This is a genomic window from Streptomyces sp. NPDC002206 (assembly GCF_053593595.1).
Window position 1 is genome coordinate 41,806 of sequence record NZ_JBSFCW010000019.1, and the last position, 20,641, is coordinate 62,446.

A 20,641-nucleotide genomic window follows, 5' to 3' on the forward strand; every position below is an offset into this window, starting at 1 on the left:
GAGGATGGGCGTCCGAAGTCCGTTTGCGGACCGGGTGTTGGAGCAGGGGCGTTAGTTCGCCTCCGCCGGTCCTCAACCAACACCGCCGGAACCGCCACCACCAACCCCGCCGCCATGGGCGCCAGCGACGAGCGCTGCGTACTACCCGCAGGGAACCCAGTACCCGGGCCCGAGGAACACAGGCTGACATCCATCCTTGACATCAACGACGCCGGACGGCGATGGATAGAGAAGGTCATCGGCAGACTCGGGACTGCATGCTGAACCCACGTTCAGGGACACCGCGGAAACCGGGGATCGAACTCCTAAAGCGGGTGTCGCCGAGATGCCTTCTACAAGCGGCCAGCCAGACGCCAACGTTGAATGTGGGAGACGATGTTTCCCATGCGCTACTTCAACCTGACGGGCTGGCTCGCCATCTTCAACGGCACGGAGTCGGCGATCGGGCGCACCGTGGCTGTGGAGACCTGGGGCGAGACCACCGGTACGGCTCTCGTCGTCGACCCTCAGCGTGGTGCGCTGCGCCCGGTCACGGACTACCCGGACTTCTCTCACCTGGAGCGAGCCGACCAGGTCGTGGCCGCTGTGCCAGGTGGTGGTTGGCGCGCCCACTGGGAGGACGAGGGGCCCAACGGGACACCGCTGACCGAGCAGGTGCTCGCATGGCTGATCACAGCGACGGGTCGGGCCACTCCTATCACCGTCGACGCCACCGGCCACGTGGACGACGCCGAGGGTGCCGACCGCCTGATTCCTCCCGGAGAGGACTGACGACCAGGGGGAGCCGGTGCCATCTCGTGGCAGCCGTGCCAAATGCGTGCCAGAACAGGTGGGTAAGAGGGGGCAACAGCGGTCACTTCGACGCGTAGCCCAGCTCAGTAAAGGCACGCTTACGCACAGGTCAGGGCCCTGGGGTAGCTTGATCGGCCGGTGATTCCCAAGCTCAGGACTTGAGCTGCCCTGGGGGCGAAGTGGAAGGCCACGGTCAGCGGTCAGCGCAGTTATAGGAGCCGTCCGCTTCCCGCGCGATGGAATTGTGGCCCCAGCACTTCAGCATCGGTGCAAGCGTGTACGCCCGATAGCAGGCCGCGACGAGCAGTAGACCGCACACCAGGCCGACGAATGGCTGCACGCGCCGGGACCCCCACAACGCGGCTGCTAGCGCCCCGAGGAGCGCGGTGACGCTGAGGGCCAGCGGAAACAGCGCGAGGCCGCTGAGGTTGTCCCGCCACCCCGCGAAAGCGTCTGGAGAGTCAACCTCCATCGTGGCCACGAAACTGAACAGGAGCAGCAGCCCGCCAAGCGGCACCAACCCCATGATCAGGCCCACGGTCACACAGCCTCTCGCGACGCCTCCGTGCTCCGGAGGTGCCGAGGTGCCAGCCATGTTCATACCTACCCCCCGATGCTCGCCGCAGTGACTCTCCCGGGTCGCACAAAGAACGTCAACATCATCGGAGGCATGTAAGACGCGGCGGTAATGTTCACCAGACCGGACAGATAGGCCACCAGGAGCAGGAGCTACGGATCAGAAGTTCCCCGTGCCACAACCGCGCCAGATCGGGCGGGGACTCACGGGGAACTGCGGCGGTTGGCGGAGGCCACAGCCAGCAGTCGCCGAAGTCGGTATCCCGCAGGTCAGACCTCAACTCGCCCCACCTCGCTCCTAAAGCGGTGATTCTTTGGCAATCCGCTGCCAGCCAGCGCAGGCCACCAGTGCACTGCCGTCCTCGGTGAAGTAGCACAGGAAGGTCCATTTCTGATCGGCAGAATCGATCAGCCCTCCGCACACCGGCCGGCCATGCTCGCGGAGGAGCTGCACCATTCGTTCCAGCCCAAGAGGTTCGACTCCGTGCTGCCGCATGCGCCGAAGTCGGCGTGCAAAGACCCCGGCATGCTGCTCTGCGGGATACGTCGTATCCGACACGCTGTAGGTGGCGCCGCTGCGGAGGGCGGCCAGAGCGGCCGCGGACGCCTCGTCGTCACCGGCCAACAGCTTCTCCAGCAAATGCCGTTCCATGGTCACCCCCACCGGGATGCTGCGGTACAGCAGCCAGGTACCGCAACCCCAGTAACCGCCCTCGTCCGGTAGCGCCCCTCCGGGGCCTGGTAGCGGCCAGAATGGCCATCACTGACCGATCCGGCTAGAGCTACGGATCAGAAGGTGTCCGTGCCCGATCCGTGCCCGATCCGTGCCCGACAGGGCGGGGAACCACGGTCAACTACGGGCGCTAAGGCGAGCTCCAGGGTTCCCCTTGGCTTCCGTCCCCGCTGGTCAGCTCGCCGATGGGGGCCCAAGGCCCGGTGATTCCCAAGCTCAGAGCGCGAGTTCGATTCTCGTCACCCGCTCCATGCAAGAGCCCCAGGCCATCGGCCCGGGGCTTCTTTGTTGTCTGGACCAGTTCAAGCGTCCCGTGCCATATCCGTGCCAGAGGCCTGGTCATCCACTGCTTCGCGCCGAGCCCGTACGAGCGGGTCGAGGCCGGCCGCCACCTCGCGCTGCCGCTCCAGGTCCGAGTGCTGATAGATGAGCGCGGCCCGCTCGGTCGACTGCCCGGCGCGCACCATCGTGTCCTTCAGCGTCGCCCCGGAACGGGTCGTGAGGGTATGCCCGGTGTGACGAAGGTCGTAGAAGCGAAAGCCGTCAGGAAGACCAACCTTCGTACGCGCAGCACGCCACTTCCGCCCAAAGGTGGACCGGCGGAACGGCTTACCCTTCTCCCCCACGAACAGCAGTCCGTCCGGACCTTTCTCGGCGTACCAGTCGAGATGCCGGCGGAGGTCGGCCCGCAGAAAGGCCGGCAGAACCACGAGCCGCTTGCCCGCCTCGGACTTGGTCGGCCCCCCTGCCCGCTTGCCGGTGGTCAGCTCCGGGGCAGCCTGCCGGACCCGGACGGTCAGGTTGTCGAGGTCGACGTCCTTCCGACGCAGCTCGGCTTGTTCCTCCGGCCGGAGCGGTCCGTAGGCACCGAGGAAGACCATCAGCCGCCAGCGAGGCCCGAGGGCATCGGCGAGCGCGTCGACCTGGTCGACGGTGTGGCGACAGGCCGTTCGACCGCGGTCTCCTTTCCGGCACCTCGGATGCGGCACGGGTTCCGTCGGATCAGCTCATCCTCGACGGCCGTCTCCAGGATCACCTTGAGAAGCCGGTAGCTCTTGGCAATCGTGGTCTCGGCCCCCGTCGTGTCGAGCCACTCCGAGCGCCAGGACCGCACGCGGGGCGCAGTGATCTGGTCGAGGTCCAGATCCTCGAAGGTCGGCAGGATGTGCAGACGCAGGAGTCGCCGGTACAGCTCGTCGGTGGTCTGCGAGAGACAGCGTTCCCTCACCCACAGCAACGCGCGGGCCGCATGACACCGTCCGGACCGGGTTTGGGTGGGTGGCGAAGGCGAGGGCCCATCCACGTTGCCGACCTATGTGGGCCTCGGGCAGTGGCGGACTGGACTGATCTGCGATGGGGGTTGACTCTCCAACAGCGTGTCCACCGTGACCGTACCCGCCAACGTGCCGGTCAGCCATTGCGAGAAGGTAATGCCCTGGGGCCAGTGCTCTCCTTGATGGTTGCACCACATGGGGCCCGCAGGATCGCGGAAGTCGACCAGCGACCAGATCGTGCAGCCCCAGTCGAAGATCAGCACCAGGCCGGCAGGGATGCGGCCGGACGGATCGGGGCCGTCCTCGTACAGCTCGGCGATGTCCGCGAAGTTGCCTTGTGCGGGCCCCCCACGCACACCCAGGATTCCCTCGTCGGGGCCAAATCCGCCGTTGGCCACTTCGGTATACAGGCGTCGCAAGAGCGGAGGCAGGGGAAAACCGATGACCTCTTCCGCCTCGACGACATCCTTAGGTGCTGCGGGCGGTGGAAAGGTCCCCGTCTCGGCTACGGTTCGCAACGCCTCGACAACCTCATCGTCAGTCACCGGCTCAGCCTCTCGATTCGGAGCGGTGGAGGCTATCCCTTCGAGTGATCATCTCGGCTGTGGCAAGCCTGATCACAGCACTTTGGGGGGCGGGCTTCTACCTGGGGGTCGGCCATCCACGCGACCACCACCAGGGGTAGCCTTCCCGTCCGTTCGAAGGTCCCTGGAGGCTCCCTGTGCACACCACCGTTTTCCTGCTGCGGAGCGCGCTGGGCCTCGGTGGCGGGCTGGTGGGCATCTGGGAGCTGACCCGCCAGGCTTCGGGACCGGGCTGGAGGAAGCTGCGGGTCTTCTTTGCGGTGGCGGCCTTGACGCTCGCCGGGCTGCTCGCCGTCTAGCGATGGCCAGTCGACGTGCCCCTCCTGTGACCGTTCGGTCGGAAAACAGCGGGGAACAACGGTCGCTGGCGGACAACGCTCACGAGAAAGGCCCCTGACCGAGTTACCTGGTCAGGGGCCTTTCACTTGCGCTGGGTGTGGGATTTGAACCCACGGTGACATCGCTGCCACGACGGTTTTCAAGACCGATCCGTCAGGTCAGCGCTTGGCCCCTTGACCTCGGACTACGCTCCAAAGTGGTCTGATCGACCGTCATCTTGGCCACAGGTTGGCCGCGCACCCCTTCTCTGCGGCCCAGATGCCGCCTTGGGTGGCGCACGCATTCCAACTCTGCACGGCCCCTTTCGTCCTGGGTCACGGTCGTCCGTGGGCCGGTCCCCTGAACTGCCTGCAGGAGAGCTGAACGGCCGCGAACGGCGACGAATGAGACTGTCGATGAGACTGCTTGCCCGCTCGGCCGGCAGTCGAGACGTCGCAGCACGTTCAACTCAGGACGCGTGGGCTGACACCCGCTTTGGGAGCGAGATGCGGCCATGCTCTTGGAGGCCGGCCCTTGCCGCGGCCGCGCGCCGCATGACCACGGTCGGGTTGTCGTGCCAGGGGACCGCTACTGAACGGCGACGTAGTCACCCGTGGCCTTGACGGCCGGGGTGGTGGAGGTGCCGAGGAAGTAGTAGCGCCAGTAGCCCGAGTAGGTGGCGGTGTACGTGGTCTTCAGCGAGCCCGTGGAGGACGACGTGACCGTCTTCAGGTAGGTCGTCGGGTACGACGACGAGCTGGTCTTGCGGAACTGCAGCTTCACCGGCTGGACGGTGTAGCCGGCGTACTTGTGGGTGTCCCAGTTCGCGCGGGTCAGGGCGCCCGTGATGGTGAGCGTGCCGCCCTTCTTCACCGGCTCCGGCGACGCGTTGACCGTGAGCTTGGAGTAGCGCTGGAGGGCGTTGGAGGACACGGCGTCCTGGTACGCGGTGCCGACCTTGCTCCAGTCGGCGTTCGGGTCGCTGGGGTCCTGGCCGTTGTAGGCGATGGCGAACGCCTCGCCGGTCCAGCGGGCGCCGGCGTCGGTGTTGGTCAGCTCCTCCTGCGGGTTGATGTCGATGCTGCCCTTGCAGTTCGCAACGGTCAACGAGGCGGCCGTGCAGGTCGCCGGAACGTCGCCGAACAGGAAGTTCCCGTCGTCCGTGTTGCGGTAGAGGTCGATGCCCGAGACGAAGTCGTCGGCGGTGGGGTCCGCGTCCGAGCCGTGGGTGAAGGTGAAGCTGTACGAGACGTGGACCGTGTTGGTGGTGCCGACGACGATCGCCGACTTGCTGCTGTTCACCTTGATGTTCGAGAAGGTGGCGTTCAGCACGTACGGGTCGCCGGAGTCGGCGGCCGTCAGCGAGCGGGCCTGCATGCCCGACTGGTGGCCCGAGGCCTGCTGCGCGAGCTTATGGGCCTGCGCCAGGGCCGTTCCGTCGGTCGCCTGCGCGGCCGGCACGGCGAAAGCGGCCAGGGCGAGAGCGCCGGAGACCGTCGCGGCGGCCAGGGTGGAACGTATGCGCATGTGTTCCCCATGTGGAGAAGGGGTCCCGCGGTGCAGAAGTCGTCACGCGGGGCCCAAGTGATCTAGGAGTCTGTTGGCTCGCGTGATTCTGACCTGTGACCCCGGCGACGGTTATACGGCAGGTGAATGCTTTGCGCACGCTTTGCCAAGCCGCACCGGCCTTTGCCAACGTCACACCGCCCTTTGCCAACGTCACACCGGATGCATACAGACCCGCGGTCCGGCGTCTGTCGAACCAGCGCTCCCGGGCCGGCCCGGTCAGGCCTCTGCGCGATCAGCGTCCACGATCAGATTCCACCGCTCGGTCGCCGGGTGATGGAGGTACAGGTGAGCGTTGAGCTGGACCGGGGCGTAGGCGTCGACGAGGACCCGCAGGGGTTACGGCGGACCAACTCGTCATCGACGGCAGTGTTCATGATGGTGCGGAGGACCTGATACCGCGTCTGCTCGGCTCTGTCTGGGGCAGCGGTGGACGGGCGTGGCCGTCTTTCTCAAAAGCGGGCGGCCTGCCGCCCTGGCTGCCGCGCCCCAGGCGGTGGGCCTGCTGGTCGGCCGGGGCAGGGATGACCGCACCCCGCTCCACCGACCTCATCCGGCAGCTGTAAGGACCCTCGTCCGGGGTCTGGCGTGGAAGGGCCGCCTGTCGATCATCGGCCCCGAATCCAGGGCTATATGAACGGAAGGCCAATGGCAGCTGCCAGTTCGGGGGTCCTGCGGATGAGGCGCTCGTCAGGGTGAGCACCATATGGATAGTTGGGGTGTGGCAGGCAGCCGTGGGGAGCGGGGCGTAGGGGGAGAGTCGTGCGCAGGTATGTCCACCATGAGCTGATGGCCGTCGCCGAGGCGGTGGGCGCCGCGGCTGTCACCGCACCCGTGGTGTTCGGTGTGCATGGCGTTCCCAAGTTCGACGTCGATTGGCGGGGTCTGGCCATCCTTGTAGCGTTCAGCGCTGTAAACGGGGTGCTCGCCTGTACCCGGTTGAGGTGGCTGGGCGGTGAGAAACAAGAGTTCGAAGATGCGGTTCCCCTGGCGAACCCCGACTCGGCATTGCCCACGCCCGGCGAGTCCCTCCGTCGCAGCTTCGACATGGGCTTCGCTGTCTTCTTGGTGTCGTTCGGTCTGATCGTTGGCCTGGTATGGGCACCCATCATGGCTCTGTGGTCGCTGCTGTTCTTGCCGGATCGGCTCATCAAGGGGGCGTACGGGGGTTATTGGGAGCGGCGCCACGGGGTCCTGCTGTGGCGAGGGCGCGTTCCGGAACAACCCCTGGGAAAGGGCCAGTACCTCTATTCATCGGTACGGCAGCCCGATTGAAGAGTCTCTCCTCCTGGACCGTTCGCCGATACCGGTGAGCGGAGCGAGCCGCGCGCCACTCCTGCCCGAAGGTGGAACGGCGGATCGGCTTACCCTTCTCCCCCACGAACAGCAGTCCGTCCGGGCCCTTCTCGGCGTACCGGTCGAGATGCCGACGGAGGTCGGTCCGCAGAAAGGCCGGCAGAACGACGAGCCGCTTGCCAGCTTCTGACTTGGTGGGCCCTTCCGCCCGCCTGCCCGTGGTCAGCTCCGGGCATCGGGTGCGCGTACATACGGACCATCAGCCCGGGCCCCTTACCGGCGGCAAGCCGGCCATGCAAAGATCACGCCTGGCGGCCATCGAGTCGCACGCTTGTTGCATGGGGGGCTCGCTGTGGATGTCATCGGATGGACCGTGTTGGCCCTGTTTTGGCTCCTGACGTTCGTTCCTGGCATTGCCGCCATCTGCGTCGGATGGGTCCCCCCGTGGTTCAGGAAGACCGTTTCGTCGCCGCGACTTGGAGGCTGGGCGGACGTCTGCGCAGGTGTCGGGGGCACGATCATCGTGGGTCCTGTGCATCGCCACTTGGAATCGACACCAATGGCAACTTTCGCCACAATCGTGGGCTGCTGCTTCCTCTTCAGTGCCTTCGGCCTCTACCAACGGTCCTACCGGCCGAAACCGTCGGGGGCAACGGCATACCAGTACACAGCAGCCTCGGTCTTCCAAGCTGGTGCTGTACAGCGGCGAGATACAGCAACCACCGAGCCCACAACCGACACCCACCAGCCGCAGACGCCCAGCTGACGCAATCGGCGAACCCCTGTGACCGCCGTGCCCATGGTTCGCATCGAGCAGCAGCGACGACCGCACGGCACACGCTGATCATGCGAACGGCGACAGGCCCTTGTTCTCCAGGTGAGCGAGCAACGAGTCAAGGCATGCGTCTGCCGTGGCCAGGTCCGTACGGAAGAACGAGTCCTCGCCAAGCGGCCCACCGCTGACGATGACCATCCACGCCTTCCTGCGCTCAACCATGCGGTCACCGTCGACCTTGAACACGGTCGTGACTCCGTGCCCGGCCAGCCACCCCATCAGTTCAAGCAGGTCCACTCGCACCCCTCCGGGGAGATCATTCCATCCCCGGAGCGCGCTCTCTCGGGCCGCCTCCGGGCCGTCCGGGGCCGCACAAGGACGTCCAACGCTGACAACCATTGACGGCCCGGCCGCAGGTCACAGTTTTGATCGCTTTCAAGGCCCCAGGTCAGCGGGGCCCCATTCACTTCTTCGGCTACTGGTGGAGGTGACCCGCCCGTCAACACGCGTGCCGTGTCCATGCGTTCTTTTACCCGGCCGGGACCGTGCCCGTTGCGTGCCCGTTCCGGCGGGACGCAGCGGGGACTCACGGGGAACAGCGACACCGACCACGCTCCGGCCCAGGTCAGGGGCTTCGCAGGTCAGCCGCCGCCCGCATACGGCGCCTTCCGAACTGGTGCTCCAAAGCCCTCGCGTCGCCGCTTGACCGAGCCATCAACGGCGACTCGGGGGGCCTTCTCGTTTCACAGAGGCGATCACGACGGATACGACGGCGGTCACGACGAGGCTCCCCACCATGACCATCCCCACGCCGACCATAAAGAGGCCGCTGGAGTCGTCCGACCAGTCGTAATAGGCGGCAATGGTCAGGCCGGCCGTGATGCCGAGCACAGCACCTGCGATGTAGCGCCGGGATGCCGCCCAGTACACCAGCGCCAGCAGAGTCAACACCAGCCCGATCACCTGCCACGCCTCGTACGGGCCGGTCGTCGAACCATCAGGTTGCACGTCACGATGCTGGTCCCAGCCCAGCCAGGCAGCCCACGCCCCTAGCGTCACCACAGCGAGCACGAGAACCGCCAACAGCTGGGGAACGAGTTTCAGTAGTCGTTGTCGCATGGCCCAAGCGTTCCGGCTCGCCCCATAACCGACCAGAGCGCACGTACTCAACTCTGCCCGAGTACTTTGTGGCCGTTCATCTGTGCGGGCGTCATCTCCGAAGCCGGAACAAGCCCCCGGATCGGGTCGAACCCGTACACCACTTCCAAGGACGCAACCTCCCGGCCAAAGTCGCTACGCCGACCTCGCTCCTTCACCTGCGGCCATACGGACTGGCGACCAGGTGGAGCCGTCGGAGGCTGGATTGCAGAGCCTGTCAGTGGCGCTTAGCGTGATGTCGGGGACTCCAGGGGCTCTCGGGTGCGGTGCGTGCGGCGGACTCAGCAGGGCATGCGCCCGGGTCCAGTCCGTCGAGGTGACCAATGATGACTGACCGCACACAGACGCTCGTCAAGAATCCCGCCGACACCTTCAGGCATCCGATCCGGTCGCCGAAACTCCACCCTGACCTCAGATCAGTTCGCTGCGGCGAGCGGTCCTGATCACGGACCTCAGCAGGCCGCACGAACCCAGCTCGCTCACGTGATCATGCTGGGCGAGTCGGTAAAGGCCTAGAGGGGACCTGACGCCGATGACGCTCTGCGCACGGTCCTGCTCCGTCGAGAAAGAGAGGTCCGGAGCCTGGTCGCCGACGAGGATGCCGCCACCGGCATTGTTCCTGTCCAGAACGCCCGCCGAGTTCGTCGGGCGCTGAGAGACGAAAGGTCACTCATGCCACAATCCATGCGCGCGCTCGTAGCCGGAAAGGTTGGCGAGCCGGCCGATGTCCTGCGGCTGGAATCCCGTCCTGTTCCCACGCCAGAAGCCGGTCAGGCGTTGATCCGCGTGAAGGCGACTCCGATTCACGCCAGTGATCTGCACGTGCTGCGTGGCCGCTACGGTTTCTCTCCCGAGTTTCCCATTGTCGGGGGTCACATGGAATGCGTGGGCCGCATTGAGGCCCTGGGCCCGGATACCGAGGGACTGAAGATCGGCGAGCGCGTGGTGGCCGTTGCTGTCCCGGCGGTACCCGGGCCGCATGTGGCCGGCACTTGGCAGGAATACCTTGTTGCCGATACACGAAGGCTCCTGTCGGTCCCCGATCATCTGAGCGACTCCAGCGCCTGTCAGCTCGCCGTCAACCCGTTGACCGCGCTGCTACTGGTGACTCGCGAACTCGACGTACAGCCGGGTGAATGGTTGTTGCAGACGGCCGCGGGCTCCACCGTCGGCCGGCTCGTCATTCAGCTGGCCAGGCATCTGGGTATTCGCACGATCAATGTCGTGCGGCGGCGCGATGCCGTCGAGGAGATCAAGGCGCTTGGTGGTGACGAGGTCATTTGCACTGAGGACGAGGACCTGTTGCAGCGTGTGGCCGAGATTGCAGGATCGGCCGGCGTGCGCAAGGCCATCGACTGTGTCGCGGGCCACGTGGGTGCCCAGGTGTCTCAGGCATTGGCTCCGGGAGGAGAGCTCGTGGTCTACGGCGCGCTCTCCACCCATCGGCAGACTGACCCGGCAGCGCTGACGATCCCGCTGTCGGCACGCTCGGTCATCTACGAGACCAAAGCAGTCCGTGGCTTCTGGCTGAACCGCTGGTTCGGCACTGCCTCACCTGCGGATGCGCTGCGCGCGCTGTCCGAGGTTCGCAGTCTCGTCGCTGATGAAGTGCTGAGCATCCCCCAAGGCGAGCCGTTCCCGCTCGAACGCTTCACTGAAGCCATCTCGTTCGCCGAAGCACCCGCACATGGCGCAAAGCCGCTCTTCGTCTTCGAGGATGACCGGGACGAAGACGGCAGGTAGGACGCGGCCCGGCCGGTGCCGGCGGCGGTGCGGCTGCGGCGGGGCAAGGTCGCCGACGCCCGCGGCGCCGCCCAGCTCGGGCAAACCGCACCGCTCGGCCAACCGGACCAGGGGCATCAGGCCGGCGTCCGCGATCAGGTTCGGCTCGTCGAACGCGGCCGAGACCACGGCAGAGCAGTGCGCAGGTTGGATCCCGGCTGACATCCACAGGTGACATCAACAGCACCGGAGAAGGGCGCTCATGCTCGGCTCGGCACGTTCAACCCGACCACGCCGTGACGTCGCCGGAACGGCCTCGGATCGAACTTACAAGGCGGCTGTCTCCTCCGGCGCACGAGCGCCCTCCCGGGCCGTACGGGGGCCGTGGAAGGGCGCTCAACCCGCAAGCGAACCCGCCGGGATCTCGACGCCGAGTTCGTCGGCGAGCGCAATCATGAGCGGGAGCACTCCGTCCATGAGCTGGATCACGCCCCAGTGAGTCGACCTGCCCCGCCGCTGGAAAGCCAGGGTGACGAACTCCCAACTGCGGGTCGACCTTGACCCAGTCGCCGGAGACGTCGTCCAGGCCCGTCGGCACCCGGAGGTTCCGATTGCCCAGCGCATCGACCCCACCCACGAACAACTCACCGATGGTCAGGGAGTGTTCCCGGACGTCCTCGTCGGTGTCGGTGAAGACCGGCTCGATGGCGCTCTGTCACCGCGAAGAGGACGACCGTCGAACTTGCCGTCCGGTTTGGGGCTGTTCGGACCAACACGTCTGGTGGAAGTGGGCCGACCGCCCGACCGCCCCGCTGGAACTCTGCCCCTACCCGGATCTGATGGACGGCTGAGGTCCACGTCTGACATCAACGGCAGCGGACCCGCGCACGGCGCGGGCGCGCGCCGCCTCTGCGGCGCAGCCTGCCTCCTTCACTCGCCCCAAAGCAGCTCCAGCCCAAAGCCGCTCCGCCGACCTTCTCTGTTGCACGTCTGCGATCGGTCCACACCGCCACGCGTGGGTGAGCCCGTCAGGAGGTGAGGATGCCGATGCCGTCACCGAGCAGTTTCAACCCGAGAACGAAGAACAGGACCGCCATCACGGCGACGTTGTGCTGCGCGGCCCAGTCTTTCCAGTTGCCGAGCGTGGTCTTCGCTCGCTCTCCCCCGAGCAGGAATACTCCCAGTGGCGCCAGCAGGCCGAGGGTGGCGACCAGGACGAAGATTGCCAGCGATGCGATCTGCTCCCCGACAGGCAGACCGGCTGAGCCAATGGCGGCGCCCGCGGCGATGGTCAGCGGGGCGTTCTTGGCGTTGAGCGCGGCCAGGGCCACTCCGAGTCCGAAGACCTTGACCGGCGTGAGGCGGTCGATCGCGCTCATCCATTTCGGCAGCTGGGCTTGCGAGGGATCCTTCGGGCGCCGGTGCCACATCCGGGCGCCGAAGAGGACGAGGAACACGCCCAGCGCGACCTTGAGAACTCCCACCCAGGTGGCCGGCTGATTGTGGGCGGAAGCACCTGCAGGGGAGGCGATCGCCAGCATCACCGCGCCCAGTGCCGAGAGTCCCAGGATCCAGCCGACAGTGAAGAGGAGTCCGTTGAGACGTCCCCGAGGCGTCGCCAGTATGAGGATGATGGCGATGATCGGGAGCGGGCTGATCGCGACACCGGCCGCAAGACCCAGGACGTCACCGAGAACTTTGCCCATGGTTGCCTCCAGAAGAGGATCAGGGCGGCGATCCAGTTGAGCAATGCTTGGTGGGTGCCCCGACGGCCTGCGCGGGGCAGCCGTGGGACTGTCGTGGACGTGCCCAGGGCCTGCGGACGACCCTGGGCCGTGGGTCACGGCCTCTTCGGACACCAATGGTGCAGCGGGGACGGCACTTGGGCGGAGCAACGGGTCGCTGCGCGGTCGGCTGCGCCGCTGTCTTCACGGCCACGCGGAAGCGGCTGCCCGAGCACGTGACGGCGACGCCAAGCCCCAACTCCATCTTCCTGCGCCTTTCCGGATCTGTCCTCGGGAGTTCCTCAGGACGCGGGGACCCTGGCCGTGGCCTGCTGACCACCCGCGTTGCTGCCTTCCCGGAACAGGACGGCAAGTCGTCACCCTCGGCGGCTTTCTGTCTTGGCACCCTGACGGACGAGGCACGTCCCTACGGTCTGTCGGGCACGGACCGCAGCCGGCTGTTGCGGGGGAGTCGTGAAGTGGTCAGGCCGGACCCCGCTGTGGCGGAGCCTCTCGAGAATCCGCCCCCGAGTGATCACCAGACCCATGGCCGGGGGTGCGAGGTGGTGCGTGTGGAGTAAGGATTGGAGGCGAGGGCGATGGCGCCTCATGTCCGAGCGCTTGGCGACCCTCGGACCTATGCGTGGCGGGAGAATCTCACGATGACTGCGACGACAGGTGCAGCCCAATCGGCTCAGCCCGAGCGCCCGGGCAGGTCGGATGGGGTCTGTAACGAGTTCACCGTCTTCACCAAGATCAAGCCGGGCCATGCTGACGCGTTGCGTGAGGATCTCGCCGCGATGGCCGACGCGGCGGCTGACGAGAACGTCCATGCGGCGTTGCGCCAGATCGGCACCCTGCATGATGCACGGCACGTGATCTTCGACAACGACACCCGGTTCATGTTCGCCAGCGTCTTCGACGGCTCCTGGGACACGTACATCGACGACTTCGCCCAGACGGTGGTCGGGGCCCGCTTCGACAAGGTCTTCTCGCACAGCGAAGGGTTCCCCGGCGTCACCGACCCAGGGGTGAAGGACTGGTTCATCGCCCACCAGGAGCCCGCAGGGGTCTTCGTCAGCGCCTATCCCGACCTGACCGTTCAACAGATCTACAAGGACCACCGCGTGGACGACGCGTTCCAGGAGGTGCTGGACACCCCCGAGTTCCGGGCGGCGCTGGACAACCCGGCCAACGCGGAGTTGGTGTCCACTCCTGCGTTCCAGAAGCTGTTGGAGGAAGCCTCGGCCTAGACCCCGAACACGGCCGACCCTCGGAGTCGACCCACCATCGGTGGACCGAGTCGGCTGGCGCGCGTCGGCCGTTGCAAGGTTGCCCAGGCAGAGACCGATGTGGAGGCACAAGCGAGCATGAACACGGCGGACAGCAGCAGCGCGGCCGGGGTGCGCGTCGAGATCGATGACGTCCAGAGCGGGGCCCTGCGGCCGAGGCCCGTGCCGTACGAGGGAAAGTTCGTCTTCCTGCGCGTGGACGACCGCCAGGCCGGACGCGCCCTGCTGCGGCGGCTGCTCCCGGTGACCGCGGGTGGTCTGCCCAGCGTGGACCGGAGCCAGGATGCCTGGGTGGCTGTGGCGTTCACCTACCAGGGGCTGAGGGCCCTGGGGGTACCCCAGGAGTCGCTGGACAGCTTTCCGCGGGCGTTTCGTGAGGGCATGGCCGCCCGGGCGGAGCTGATCGGTGACGTGGGTGAGAGCGCCCCTGCCCACTGGGAGGCACCGTTCGGAACCGGTGATATCCACATCGCGCTGAGCGCCCTCTCCTCCGATGCGGCGCAGCTGCGCAGGGAGCTGGAGCGGGCCCGCATCGCCTACGAGGACACACCCGGTGTCCAGGTGATCTGGCAGCAGGAGGTCCGCCAGCTCCCGACCGGGCGCACCACCTTCGGCTTCCGTGACGGCATCAGCCATCCGAACATCGAGGGCGTCGGACTGCCCGGTTCCAACCCGCAGGAAGTCCCCATCAAGGCGGGCGAGTTCATCCTGGGCTACCCCGACGAAACCGGCAGCCTGCCGCCCATGCCCAGCCCCGCCGTGCTGGGGCGCAACGGGACCTACGCGGCCGTTCGCAAGGTCCACACCAACGTGGCGGCCTGGCGCCGGTACCTGCGCGCGAACAGCTCCAGCGCCGAGGAGGAGGCACTCCTGGCGGCGAAGATGGTCGGGCGCTGGCCCAGCGGGGCGCCCCTGGCGCTGTCGCCGGAGCACGATGACCCGGAGCTGGCGGCCGATCCGCACCGCGTCAACGACTTTCTGTACCGGGAGAACGACGATCGGGGCTTCAGGTGCCCCGCCGGTGCGCATATCCGGCGCACCAACCCCCGCGATGCCACCATCATCGGCGACGCACGGATGCACCGCCTCATCCGCCGCGGCACCACCTACGGCCCGCCGCTGCCCGAGGGCGTGCTGGAGGACGACGGCGCCGACCGGGGCCTGGTCGGCGTCTTCATGGGAGCGCACCTGGAACGACAGTTTGAATTCATCAAGGCCGAGTGGGTCAACGACGGCAACTTCATCGGCTATCCCGGCGAGAAGGACCCCGTAGCCGGGCACCATGACGGAACCGGCAGCGTCACGATCCCGGAGAAGCCGGTCCGGCGCCGCCTGCAGAACCTGCCAAGCTTCGTGGTCACCCGAGGCGGCGAGTACTGCTTCCTGCCGGGTCTGCGTGCCCTGCGCTGGCTCGCGGAGCTGGAGGACTGAGGGCAGTTCCTGCCCCCTGGGGCCCCACCACGGTCTTCGAGAAGAGGTCGACGTCATGGCAGCACAGTTCGTCCCCTACACGCCGGACGTCGAGGACGACGACCCGCACTTCGACCAGCACCTGCAGACGGTGATCGAAAGGACCGAGAGCTACATCGCCGAGTCGGTCAAGGCCGGTGGTACCGGCCGGGCCCTCCGCGACGCCCATGCCAAGGGCTACGGGCTGGTCCGAGGCGAAGTGGAGATCCTGGACGGGCTGCCCCCCGAATACGCCCAAGGAATCTACGCGACCCCGGGAACCCACGATGCGCTCATCCGCTTCTCCAACGGCTCGCCTCACGCCGGAGCCGACGCGCGACTGGGCGCCGCCACCGGACTGGCGCTGAAGATGTTCGACATCCCCGGCCCGACCCTGCTGGAAGACGAACCGGACACGGGCACATTCGACTACGCCAACATCAACGGACCGATCTTCTTCTGCAACACGGTCGAGCACTACCTCTTCATCCAGGAATTGTTCCTGAACGCGCCGGCCTACTTCTCCCAGGGCCGACCCGGCGCGCATCGTTTCTTCACCGAGTTCGTGACCGGAAAGGGAACGCTGGACCAGGACAACTGGGCATGGGACGAGTTCCTGGCCTTCCTGCGCCTGTCAAAGACCCCTCCGGCAAACCTGCTGCTGTCGAGCTACTGGACGATGGGCGCCGTCCGGCACGGGGACTACATCGCCAAGGTGCGCATCACCCCCGACCCGTCCTTCGCCGCCGCGGTGGTCCGGCGCGACATCGACCCGGCCTCCGGGCAGGAGGTCTTTCGACCGGCCCTGCAAGCCGAACTGCAGGAGCGGCCCTACGCCTTCGACATCCAGGTCCAGCTCTGCACCGACCTGGAGCGCATGCCGGTGGAGGACACCACCGTGGAGTGGCCCGAGCAGCTCTCGCCGTCCGTCACCGTGGCCAAGCTGCGGCTGCCACAGCAGGACATCTCCGGCCCGGAAAACTTGGAGAAGATGGACGCGCTGTCCTTCACGCCCTGGCGGGTCACCGCCGAGCACGCTCCCCTGGGCAACATCATGCGGGCCCGCAAGGAGGTCTACCGGCACTCCTCCATCGAGCGCCACAAGCTCAACCAACAGCCGCGCACAGAGCCCCGCAGCGCCGACGAGGTACTCGGCCCGGCCCAATGAAGTCGACTGATGTGACGGCAAGCACCCATCACAATCCCTGCTGTACAGCAGGGAAGTACAGCAACTTCAGCAGCCGAACATGTCCAGCAACCACCTTGTAGGGACTTACTGCGACCGCTATGACCGTCGCTGACCGATCCACATAGAGCTACGGATCAGAAGCATCCCCGTATGTTGCAGCCCGGTGGCGAAGCCACCCCTCGTGAGTCGCGGGCGCCGGAGGTGTCCTCCTTCTCTCAGGAACGCGCACCACGTCGCACCACCTCCGCACCATCTGCGGAGGAGAACCACGGTCAGCAGCGACAAACCCCACCGTGCCGCGAAGCGGACATCGGGCGCTATCGATGACCTCGGCATCCATCCGTCCATGCGGTTGCGCATCACGCACGGCCGGGACGGATCGCCGCTTATCGGACGGACTCGGCTGTCGGCTCGGAGTGAGGGGAAGCCGGAGTGGGGAGGGTCTGTTCGCTCCAGACTGTCTTGCCTTCGGTGGTGTAGCGGGTGCCCCATCTTTGGGCGAGTTGAGCGACGATGAACAGGCCGCGTCCCCCTTCGTCGACCGTGCGGGCGTGGCGCAGGTGGGGGGAGACAGCACTGTCGTCGTGCACTTCACAGGTGAGGGTGCGGTCTCTGATGAGGCGTAGTTGCAGGGGCGGGGCGCCGTAGCGGATCGCGTTGGTGACGAGTTCGCTGACGATCAGTTCGGCTGCGTAAGCGGTGTCTTCGTCGACGTTCCAGTCTGCGAGTGTCCGGCGGGTGTGTCCGCGGGCGATGGCTGCCGCTGTGGGGTCGTGGTCGAGGAGCCAGGTGGCCAGGGAGTGGGCGGGGAAGGGCCGGGTGCGGGCGAGGAGGAGGACGGCGTCGCCGGGGCGGTCCTTGTTGCGGAGGGTGCGGAGGATGTCGTCGCGCAGGTCCTTGAGAGGACGGCCGGGTCGAGCGAGGACGTCGCGCAGGAGTGCGGGGGCACCGTCGGATTCGGCGGGGGGTGTGGGCAGGATCGCGGAAGTGTAGAGGGCGAGGATGCTGCCGTGGGGGAGGTCGGTGGTGGTGGCGGCGAAGGGGGGACCTTCCGCGCTGCCGAGGAGCGGCCCTGGGGTGGTGTCCGGGACCTCGGTGCTGCTGTCGGAGCGGGTGATCACGGGTGGGGTGTGCCCGGCCCGTGCGAAGGTGCACGTGCGGGTGACCGGGTCGTAGACGGCGTAGACGCAGCTCGCCGAGAGCGGTTGGCGGTGCAGGGGGTCGCCGGGGGGCAGAGCCGCGCGCTCTGCTGCCAGGAAGGCTGCGGTGTCGTTGAGGCGCGCGAGGAGCTCGTCGGGCTGCAGGTCCAGTGCAGCCAGACAGCGGATGACAGTGCGCAGTTGCCCCATGGTGGTGGCCGCTTGGATGCCACTGCCGGCGACCTCTCCGACGACCAGGGCAGTGCGGGCGCCGGACAAGGGAATCGAGTCGAACCAGCCTCCCCCACCGCTGAAGCCGGGCACGTGCAGGTGGGCGGTCTCGACCGTGCTGTGAGAGGCGGGATAGCGGGGCAGCTGGTACCGCTGGACCGTCGCAGCGATGGTGAACTCGCGGGTGAATCGGCAGGCGTTGTCGATACACAGGGCGGTGTGGGAGGCCACATCGACGGCAAGTCCGACATCATCCTCGTTGTAGGGATCGGACCCACCGGTGCGAAGGAGGCTCAGCACTCCCAGTGCCGTTCCGCGCAAGACCAGCGGCGCCACGATGAGCGTGTGCGCTCCGGATACGCGGACCCCCCTGGCCCTGGAGGCGTCGAGCCACGGGATGTCGGGACTCAGGGGCACGAGGCGGGGACGGAAGTCGCTCATGGCCTGCGCGTAGGGGGTCAGCAAGTTCAGGCTCCGCATGTCAGCCACCGGATAGGACTGTCCCTGCAGGCCGTCGCGGGCGCGGAAGGCGGCACGGCGCAGAGCAACATCCTCAGCGAGTGGCCCTGTCGGGGACTCCTCGCCGCGTACCACGGCATCCACAATGTCCACCATGGCGAAGTCGGCAAAGCCGGGCACCAAGGCCTCCACCAGCTCCTGGCAGGTGGCGATCACATCCAGGGTCTGACCCACACGCTCGCGCACGGCATTCAGCGCACGCATCCGGGCACGCGTCTGTTCCTGTTCCGTGACGTCGACCACCGTGGCAGCCAGTCCCAGGACCGCCCCTTGCGGGTCCTGCAAGCGGAACACCGACATCGACCCGCATTCTTCCCGCCCCTGTTCGGCTGCCACCCGCGCGCGGACCAGGTACTCGCGCACGGGCACACCGCTTTCCAGCACACCACGGAGGATCGCCTCCACCTCGTCGGGCGCGGACAGGCCGGCGTATGCCTCGGCGAAATGCAACCCGACCAGGCCTTCGACCGGCACACCGCGCATCTCCCGCGCGGCGGCGTTGACCCGCACAACCCGCAGCTCCGTATCCAGGATGTGCAGCCCTACCGGTGACTGGGTGAACAAGGCATCCAAGATTGCCCCACCCACCCCGTCCCCCGCGTCCCCACCCGTCGACGTTCGGCGCATGGCGTCCTCGTCCGCCACAAAGATCACCTCCGACACCCAGATTGCCCGGCGCAGCGTGCCGATAGACGGCCACGCCGCGTCGGGTACCCGAACAGCCCCCAGCACGACTACGGACCGCCAGACGGTTGGTGTTCCCACGGCGCTTCGCTCCCGCCACCCGCGTTGACCGAAGCCACTCATGGGCTTCGACCAGGGACAAGCGAGGTGTCCCAGCTGTCCGACTGTCCGGTTGGGACGCTGACCTGCGACAACCGCCCGGACAGTCAAAATGAGAGCTGTCCGGGGTGTCCTGTTACAGACGGCTTCAACACCCTCGGATGTTGCAGCCGCGGTGGCGAAGCCACCCCGGGTTCGAGGCGGTCCGAACGGCCGGCTCAGCCTCACGGAGGCCCGCCGGAACTTCCACGTCATGGGAGTCCGTGACGAGCGGTGTACCGCGTTCGTACGCGACCCTCGGCCGGACGAACACCCAGCAGTCTGACATCACCAGTTGACATCAACGTCGCCGGACGGCGACGGATCCCGGCGACCTGAACAGGGTTCCGCACCGCCCGGTGAGCTGGTACGCGAGCAGCCCACACCGCCCATGGATCGAACTTCTGAAGCGGATGTCGTCGCACCACGGAGCGCCCTCCCGGGGCCGTCTCGGGGCCGTGGGAGGGCGCTCAACGATGACCAACGCTGACAACTGCCGACAGCTCAGCAGCAGGTCACAGCGTTGATCGATGACGTGACCGCAGGTCGGGAACCAGGCGTGTCACTTCTTCGGCCATCGTTCGCACCCGGAGGCGCTTGACGTCGCCCATGGAGACTCCACCGACCGCGTGGACATGCAAATACCCAGGGATCCTCAGGATCCCGCTTGGCCTGCCGGGCGGACAGCAGGCGCTGTCGCAGTCAGTGCGGCGCGCTCCAACCTGCGAATGAGCTGCCAGACGACGATGATCGATAGCGCAGCGGCACAGATGTCCAGACCATCGCTGAACATGATCTGACGCAGGGCCTGGCGAGCCTGGCTCGTGGTGGCCGCCTTCTTCAGTTCCTCGGGGGCATCGCTGTATGCATTCGCCGCGACGAGGACGAACAGCCACCATGCCGTGAGCAGGGGATGTCCGCGACGACGCTCCGGTTCCGGCCGGCTGGCAGCCCACAGGTCGTTGATGAACATCTTGGGTATGAAGAGCTGCCCCAGCGGTATCACCCAGCCGAAGACCAGCCACGCCCGGTGCCGACGCTGTCCCTGGCGCCAGATCACATCAGCGAGGTCGCGCATGTTGGCGAGCCAGATGCTGAACTGGAGCAAGACCACGAGCAGCAGCCCCGTCCGCCAGCCCATCAGGTTTCTGAAATACGTGTCGACCCCGACCAATGGGTTGTCGACGTACGGCCCTGGCGCCAGCGGTCCCGCCAGCAGTTGGTACTTGTGCCACGCTGCCAGCCCGGCCGCGGCAGTCACCAGCGCGAACGTGGCAAGCGCGCCGCAGGCAAGCCGGGCCTGCCCGCGTGGCACCCTGACTGCTCCAGCCACTTCACACCCCCTGGAAGCCGCCCGTTCGGACTTCCCGCAGGTCGGCAGCGGATCTTATCCCTCAGGGAAGCTGATGCCACAGCCCCGGCTCGTGAACCCGGCGGCACTGGGCTCCGTGGCACATCAGGCGGTGGTGAGTGGCCTCACCT

At 66.9% G+C, this 20,641-nt stretch carries 17 protein-coding genes, 1 tRNA gene and 2 pseudogenes; 8 read left to right on the forward strand and 12 right to left on the reverse strand.

Translation table 11 applies throughout. The features are described 5' to 3' along the window. Positions 1-384: 384 nt before the first annotated feature. On the forward strand, positions 385-771 hold the full coding sequence (locus ACWCP8_RS27895; protein ID WP_451118836.1) for a hypothetical protein: 387 nt from the start codon (positions 385-387) through the stop codon (positions 769-771). A gap of 214 nt (positions 772-985) precedes the next feature. On the opposite strand, the gene ACWCP8_RS27900 is transcribed toward ACWCP8_RS27895, so the two are convergent. From ACWCP8_RS27900 to ACWCP8_RS27915, 4 genes and pseudogenes are all read right to left on the reverse strand, one after another. After that, a complete protein-coding gene (locus ACWCP8_RS27900; protein ID WP_451118838.1) occupies positions 986-1,330 on the reverse strand; it encodes a hypothetical protein in 345 nt (114 codons plus the stop codon). A gap of 336 nt (positions 1,331-1,666) precedes the next feature. Then, positions 1,667-2,020: a hypothetical protein gene (locus ACWCP8_RS27905; RefSeq protein ID WP_383917043.1), complete on the reverse strand. Its 354-nt coding sequence runs from the start codon at positions 2,018-2,020 to the stop codon at positions 1,667-1,669. Between the two features lie 383 nt (positions 2,021-2,403). Beyond that, positions 2,404-3,341: pseudogene (locus tag ACWCP8_RS27910) on the reverse strand (tyrosine-type recombinase/integrase); the annotation flags it as partial. A 72-nt stretch (positions 3,342-3,413) separates the two neighbouring features. After that, entirely contained in the window at positions 3,414-3,920 is a 507-nt protein-coding gene (locus ACWCP8_RS27915; protein WP_451118839.1) for an SMI1/KNR4 family protein, read from the reverse strand. Between the two features lie 176 nt (positions 3,921-4,096). Here ACWCP8_RS27915 and ACWCP8_RS27920 point away from each other — a divergent pair, with 176 nt between their 5' ends. Beyond that, positions 4,097-4,258 (forward strand): hypothetical protein, encoded by a 162-nt coding sequence (locus ACWCP8_RS27920; RefSeq protein ID WP_352266705.1) that lies wholly within the window; start codon positions 4,097-4,099, stop codon positions 4,256-4,258. Positions 4,259-4,390: 132 nt separating this feature from the next. On the opposite strand, the gene ACWCP8_RS27925 is transcribed toward ACWCP8_RS27920, so the two are convergent. Beyond that, positions 4,391-4,482: transfer RNA gene (locus ACWCP8_RS27925), tRNA-Ser, on the reverse strand. A 383-nt stretch (positions 4,483-4,865) separates the two neighbouring features. Beyond that, positions 4,866-5,804, reverse strand: a complete 939-nt coding sequence (locus tag ACWCP8_RS27930; protein WP_451118840.1) for a hypothetical protein — start codon at positions 5,802-5,804, stop codon at positions 4,866-4,868. An 828-nt stretch (positions 5,805-6,632) separates the two neighbouring features. Here ACWCP8_RS27930 and ACWCP8_RS27935 point away from each other — a divergent pair. After that, a complete protein-coding gene (locus tag ACWCP8_RS27935; RefSeq protein ID WP_382827738.1) occupies positions 6,633-7,118 on the forward strand; it encodes a hypothetical protein in 486 nt (161 codons plus the stop codon). A gap of 40 nt (positions 7,119-7,158) precedes the next feature. Here ACWCP8_RS27935 and ACWCP8_RS27940 read toward each other — a convergent pair. The 3 genes and pseudogenes from ACWCP8_RS27940 to ACWCP8_RS27950 form a co-directional block, all read right to left on the reverse strand. Continuing rightward, a pseudogene (locus ACWCP8_RS27940) lies at positions 7,159-7,377 on the reverse strand (tyrosine-type recombinase/integrase); the annotation flags it as partial. A gap of 606 nt (positions 7,378-7,983) precedes the next feature. Continuing rightward, positions 7,984-8,211 carry a hypothetical protein gene (locus ACWCP8_RS27945; RefSeq protein WP_451118842.1) on the reverse strand — a complete coding sequence of 76 codons (228 nt, stop codon included), beginning with the start codon at positions 8,209-8,211 and terminating at the stop codon, positions 7,984-7,986. 417 nt (positions 8,212-8,628) lie between these two features. Next, a complete protein-coding gene (locus ACWCP8_RS27950) occupies positions 8,629-9,033 on the reverse strand; it encodes a hypothetical protein (RefSeq protein WP_352266701.1) in 405 nt (134 codons plus the stop codon). 723 nt (positions 9,034-9,756) lie between these two features. On the opposite strand from ACWCP8_RS27950, the gene ACWCP8_RS27955 reads away from it, so the two are divergent. Continuing rightward, a complete protein-coding gene (locus tag ACWCP8_RS27955) occupies positions 9,757-10,815 on the forward strand; it encodes a zinc-dependent alcohol dehydrogenase family protein (RefSeq protein WP_451118844.1) in 1,059 nt (352 codons plus the stop codon). A gap of 1,007 nt (positions 10,816-11,822) precedes the next feature. On the opposite strand, the gene ACWCP8_RS27960 is transcribed toward ACWCP8_RS27955, so the two are convergent. Then, a complete protein-coding gene (locus tag ACWCP8_RS27960; protein ID WP_451118846.1) occupies positions 11,823-12,500 on the reverse strand; it encodes a GAP family protein in 678 nt (225 codons plus the stop codon). Positions 12,501-13,180: 680 nt separating this feature from the next. On the opposite strand from ACWCP8_RS27960, the gene ACWCP8_RS27965 reads away from it, so the two are divergent. The 3 genes from ACWCP8_RS27965 (at position 13,181) to ACWCP8_RS27975 (ending at position 16,427) form a co-directional block, all read left to right on the forward strand. Next, positions 13,181-13,771: a hypothetical protein gene (locus ACWCP8_RS27965; protein ID WP_451118848.1), complete on the forward strand. Its 591-nt coding sequence runs from the start codon at positions 13,181-13,183 to the stop codon at positions 13,769-13,771. A 117-nt stretch (positions 13,772-13,888) separates the two neighbouring features. Next, positions 13,889-15,241, forward strand: a complete 1,353-nt coding sequence (locus tag ACWCP8_RS27970) for a Dyp-type peroxidase (RefSeq protein WP_451118850.1) — start codon at positions 13,889-13,891, stop codon at positions 15,239-15,241. A gap of 55 nt (positions 15,242-15,296) precedes the next feature. After that, positions 15,297-16,427 carry a catalase family protein gene (locus tag ACWCP8_RS27975; RefSeq protein WP_451118852.1) on the forward strand — a complete coding sequence of 377 codons (1,131 nt, stop codon included), beginning with the start codon at positions 15,297-15,299 and terminating at the stop codon, positions 16,425-16,427. A gap of 407 nt (positions 16,428-16,834) precedes the next feature. Here the strand turns inward: ACWCP8_RS27975 and ACWCP8_RS27980 are convergent, their stop codons facing one another. Further along, on the reverse strand, positions 16,835-19,102 hold the full coding sequence (locus ACWCP8_RS27980) for a SpoIIE family protein phosphatase (protein WP_451118853.1): 2,268 nt from the start codon (positions 19,100-19,102) through the stop codon (positions 16,835-16,837). 130 nt (positions 19,103-19,232) lie between these two features. On the opposite strand from ACWCP8_RS27980, the gene ACWCP8_RS27985 reads away from it, so the two are divergent. Next, positions 19,233-19,445 carry a CPCC family cysteine-rich protein gene (locus ACWCP8_RS27985; protein WP_352266693.1) on the forward strand — a complete coding sequence of 71 codons (213 nt, stop codon included), beginning with the start codon at positions 19,233-19,235 and terminating at the stop codon, positions 19,443-19,445. Positions 19,446-19,814: 369 nt separating this feature from the next. On the opposite strand, the gene ACWCP8_RS27990 is transcribed toward ACWCP8_RS27985, so the two are convergent. Beyond that, positions 19,815-20,474, reverse strand: a complete 660-nt coding sequence (locus ACWCP8_RS27990; protein WP_451118855.1) for a DUF4328 domain-containing protein — start codon at positions 20,472-20,474, stop codon at positions 19,815-19,817. Positions 20,475-20,641 lie beyond the last annotated feature (167 nt).

Excerpts from the sequence above, each read along its gene's own strand:
- ACWCP8_RS27895 (WP_451118836.1), top strand. The coding sequence starts at position 385 with ATGCGCTACTTCAACCTGACGGGCTGGCTCGCCATCTTCAACGGCACG.
- ACWCP8_RS27905 (WP_383917043.1), bottom strand. The coding sequence starts at position 2,020 with ATGGAACGGCATTTGCTGGAGAAGCTGTTGGCCGGTGACGACGAGGCG.
- ACWCP8_RS27930 (WP_451118840.1), bottom strand. The coding sequence starts at position 5,804 with ATGCGCATACGTTCCACCCTGGCCGCCGCGACGGTCTCCGGCGCTCTC.
- ACWCP8_RS27935 (WP_382827738.1), top strand. The coding sequence starts at position 6,633 with ATGGCCGTCGCCGAGGCGGTGGGCGCCGCGGCTGTCACCGCACCCGTG.
- ACWCP8_RS27950 (WP_352266701.1), bottom strand. The coding sequence starts at position 9,033 with ATGCGACAACGACTACTGAAACTCGTTCCCCAGCTGTTGGCGGTTCTC.
- ACWCP8_RS27955 (WP_451118844.1), top strand. The coding sequence starts at position 9,757 with ATGCGCGCGCTCGTAGCCGGAAAGGTTGGCGAGCCGGCCGATGTCCTG.
- ACWCP8_RS27960 (WP_451118846.1), bottom strand. The coding sequence starts at position 12,500 with ATGGGCAAAGTTCTCGGTGACGTCCTGGGTCTTGCGGCCGGTGTCGCG.
- ACWCP8_RS27965 (WP_451118848.1), top strand. The coding sequence starts at position 13,181 with ATGACTGCGACGACAGGTGCAGCCCAATCGGCTCAGCCCGAGCGCCCG.
- ACWCP8_RS27970 (WP_451118850.1), top strand. The coding sequence starts at position 13,889 with ATGAACACGGCGGACAGCAGCAGCGCGGCCGGGGTGCGCGTCGAGATC.
- ACWCP8_RS27975 (WP_451118852.1), top strand. The coding sequence starts at position 15,297 with ATGGCAGCACAGTTCGTCCCCTACACGCCGGACGTCGAGGACGACGAC.
- ACWCP8_RS27985 (WP_352266693.1), top strand. The coding sequence starts at position 19,233 with ATGAGAGCTGTCCGGGGTGTCCTGTTACAGACGGCTTCAACACCCTCG.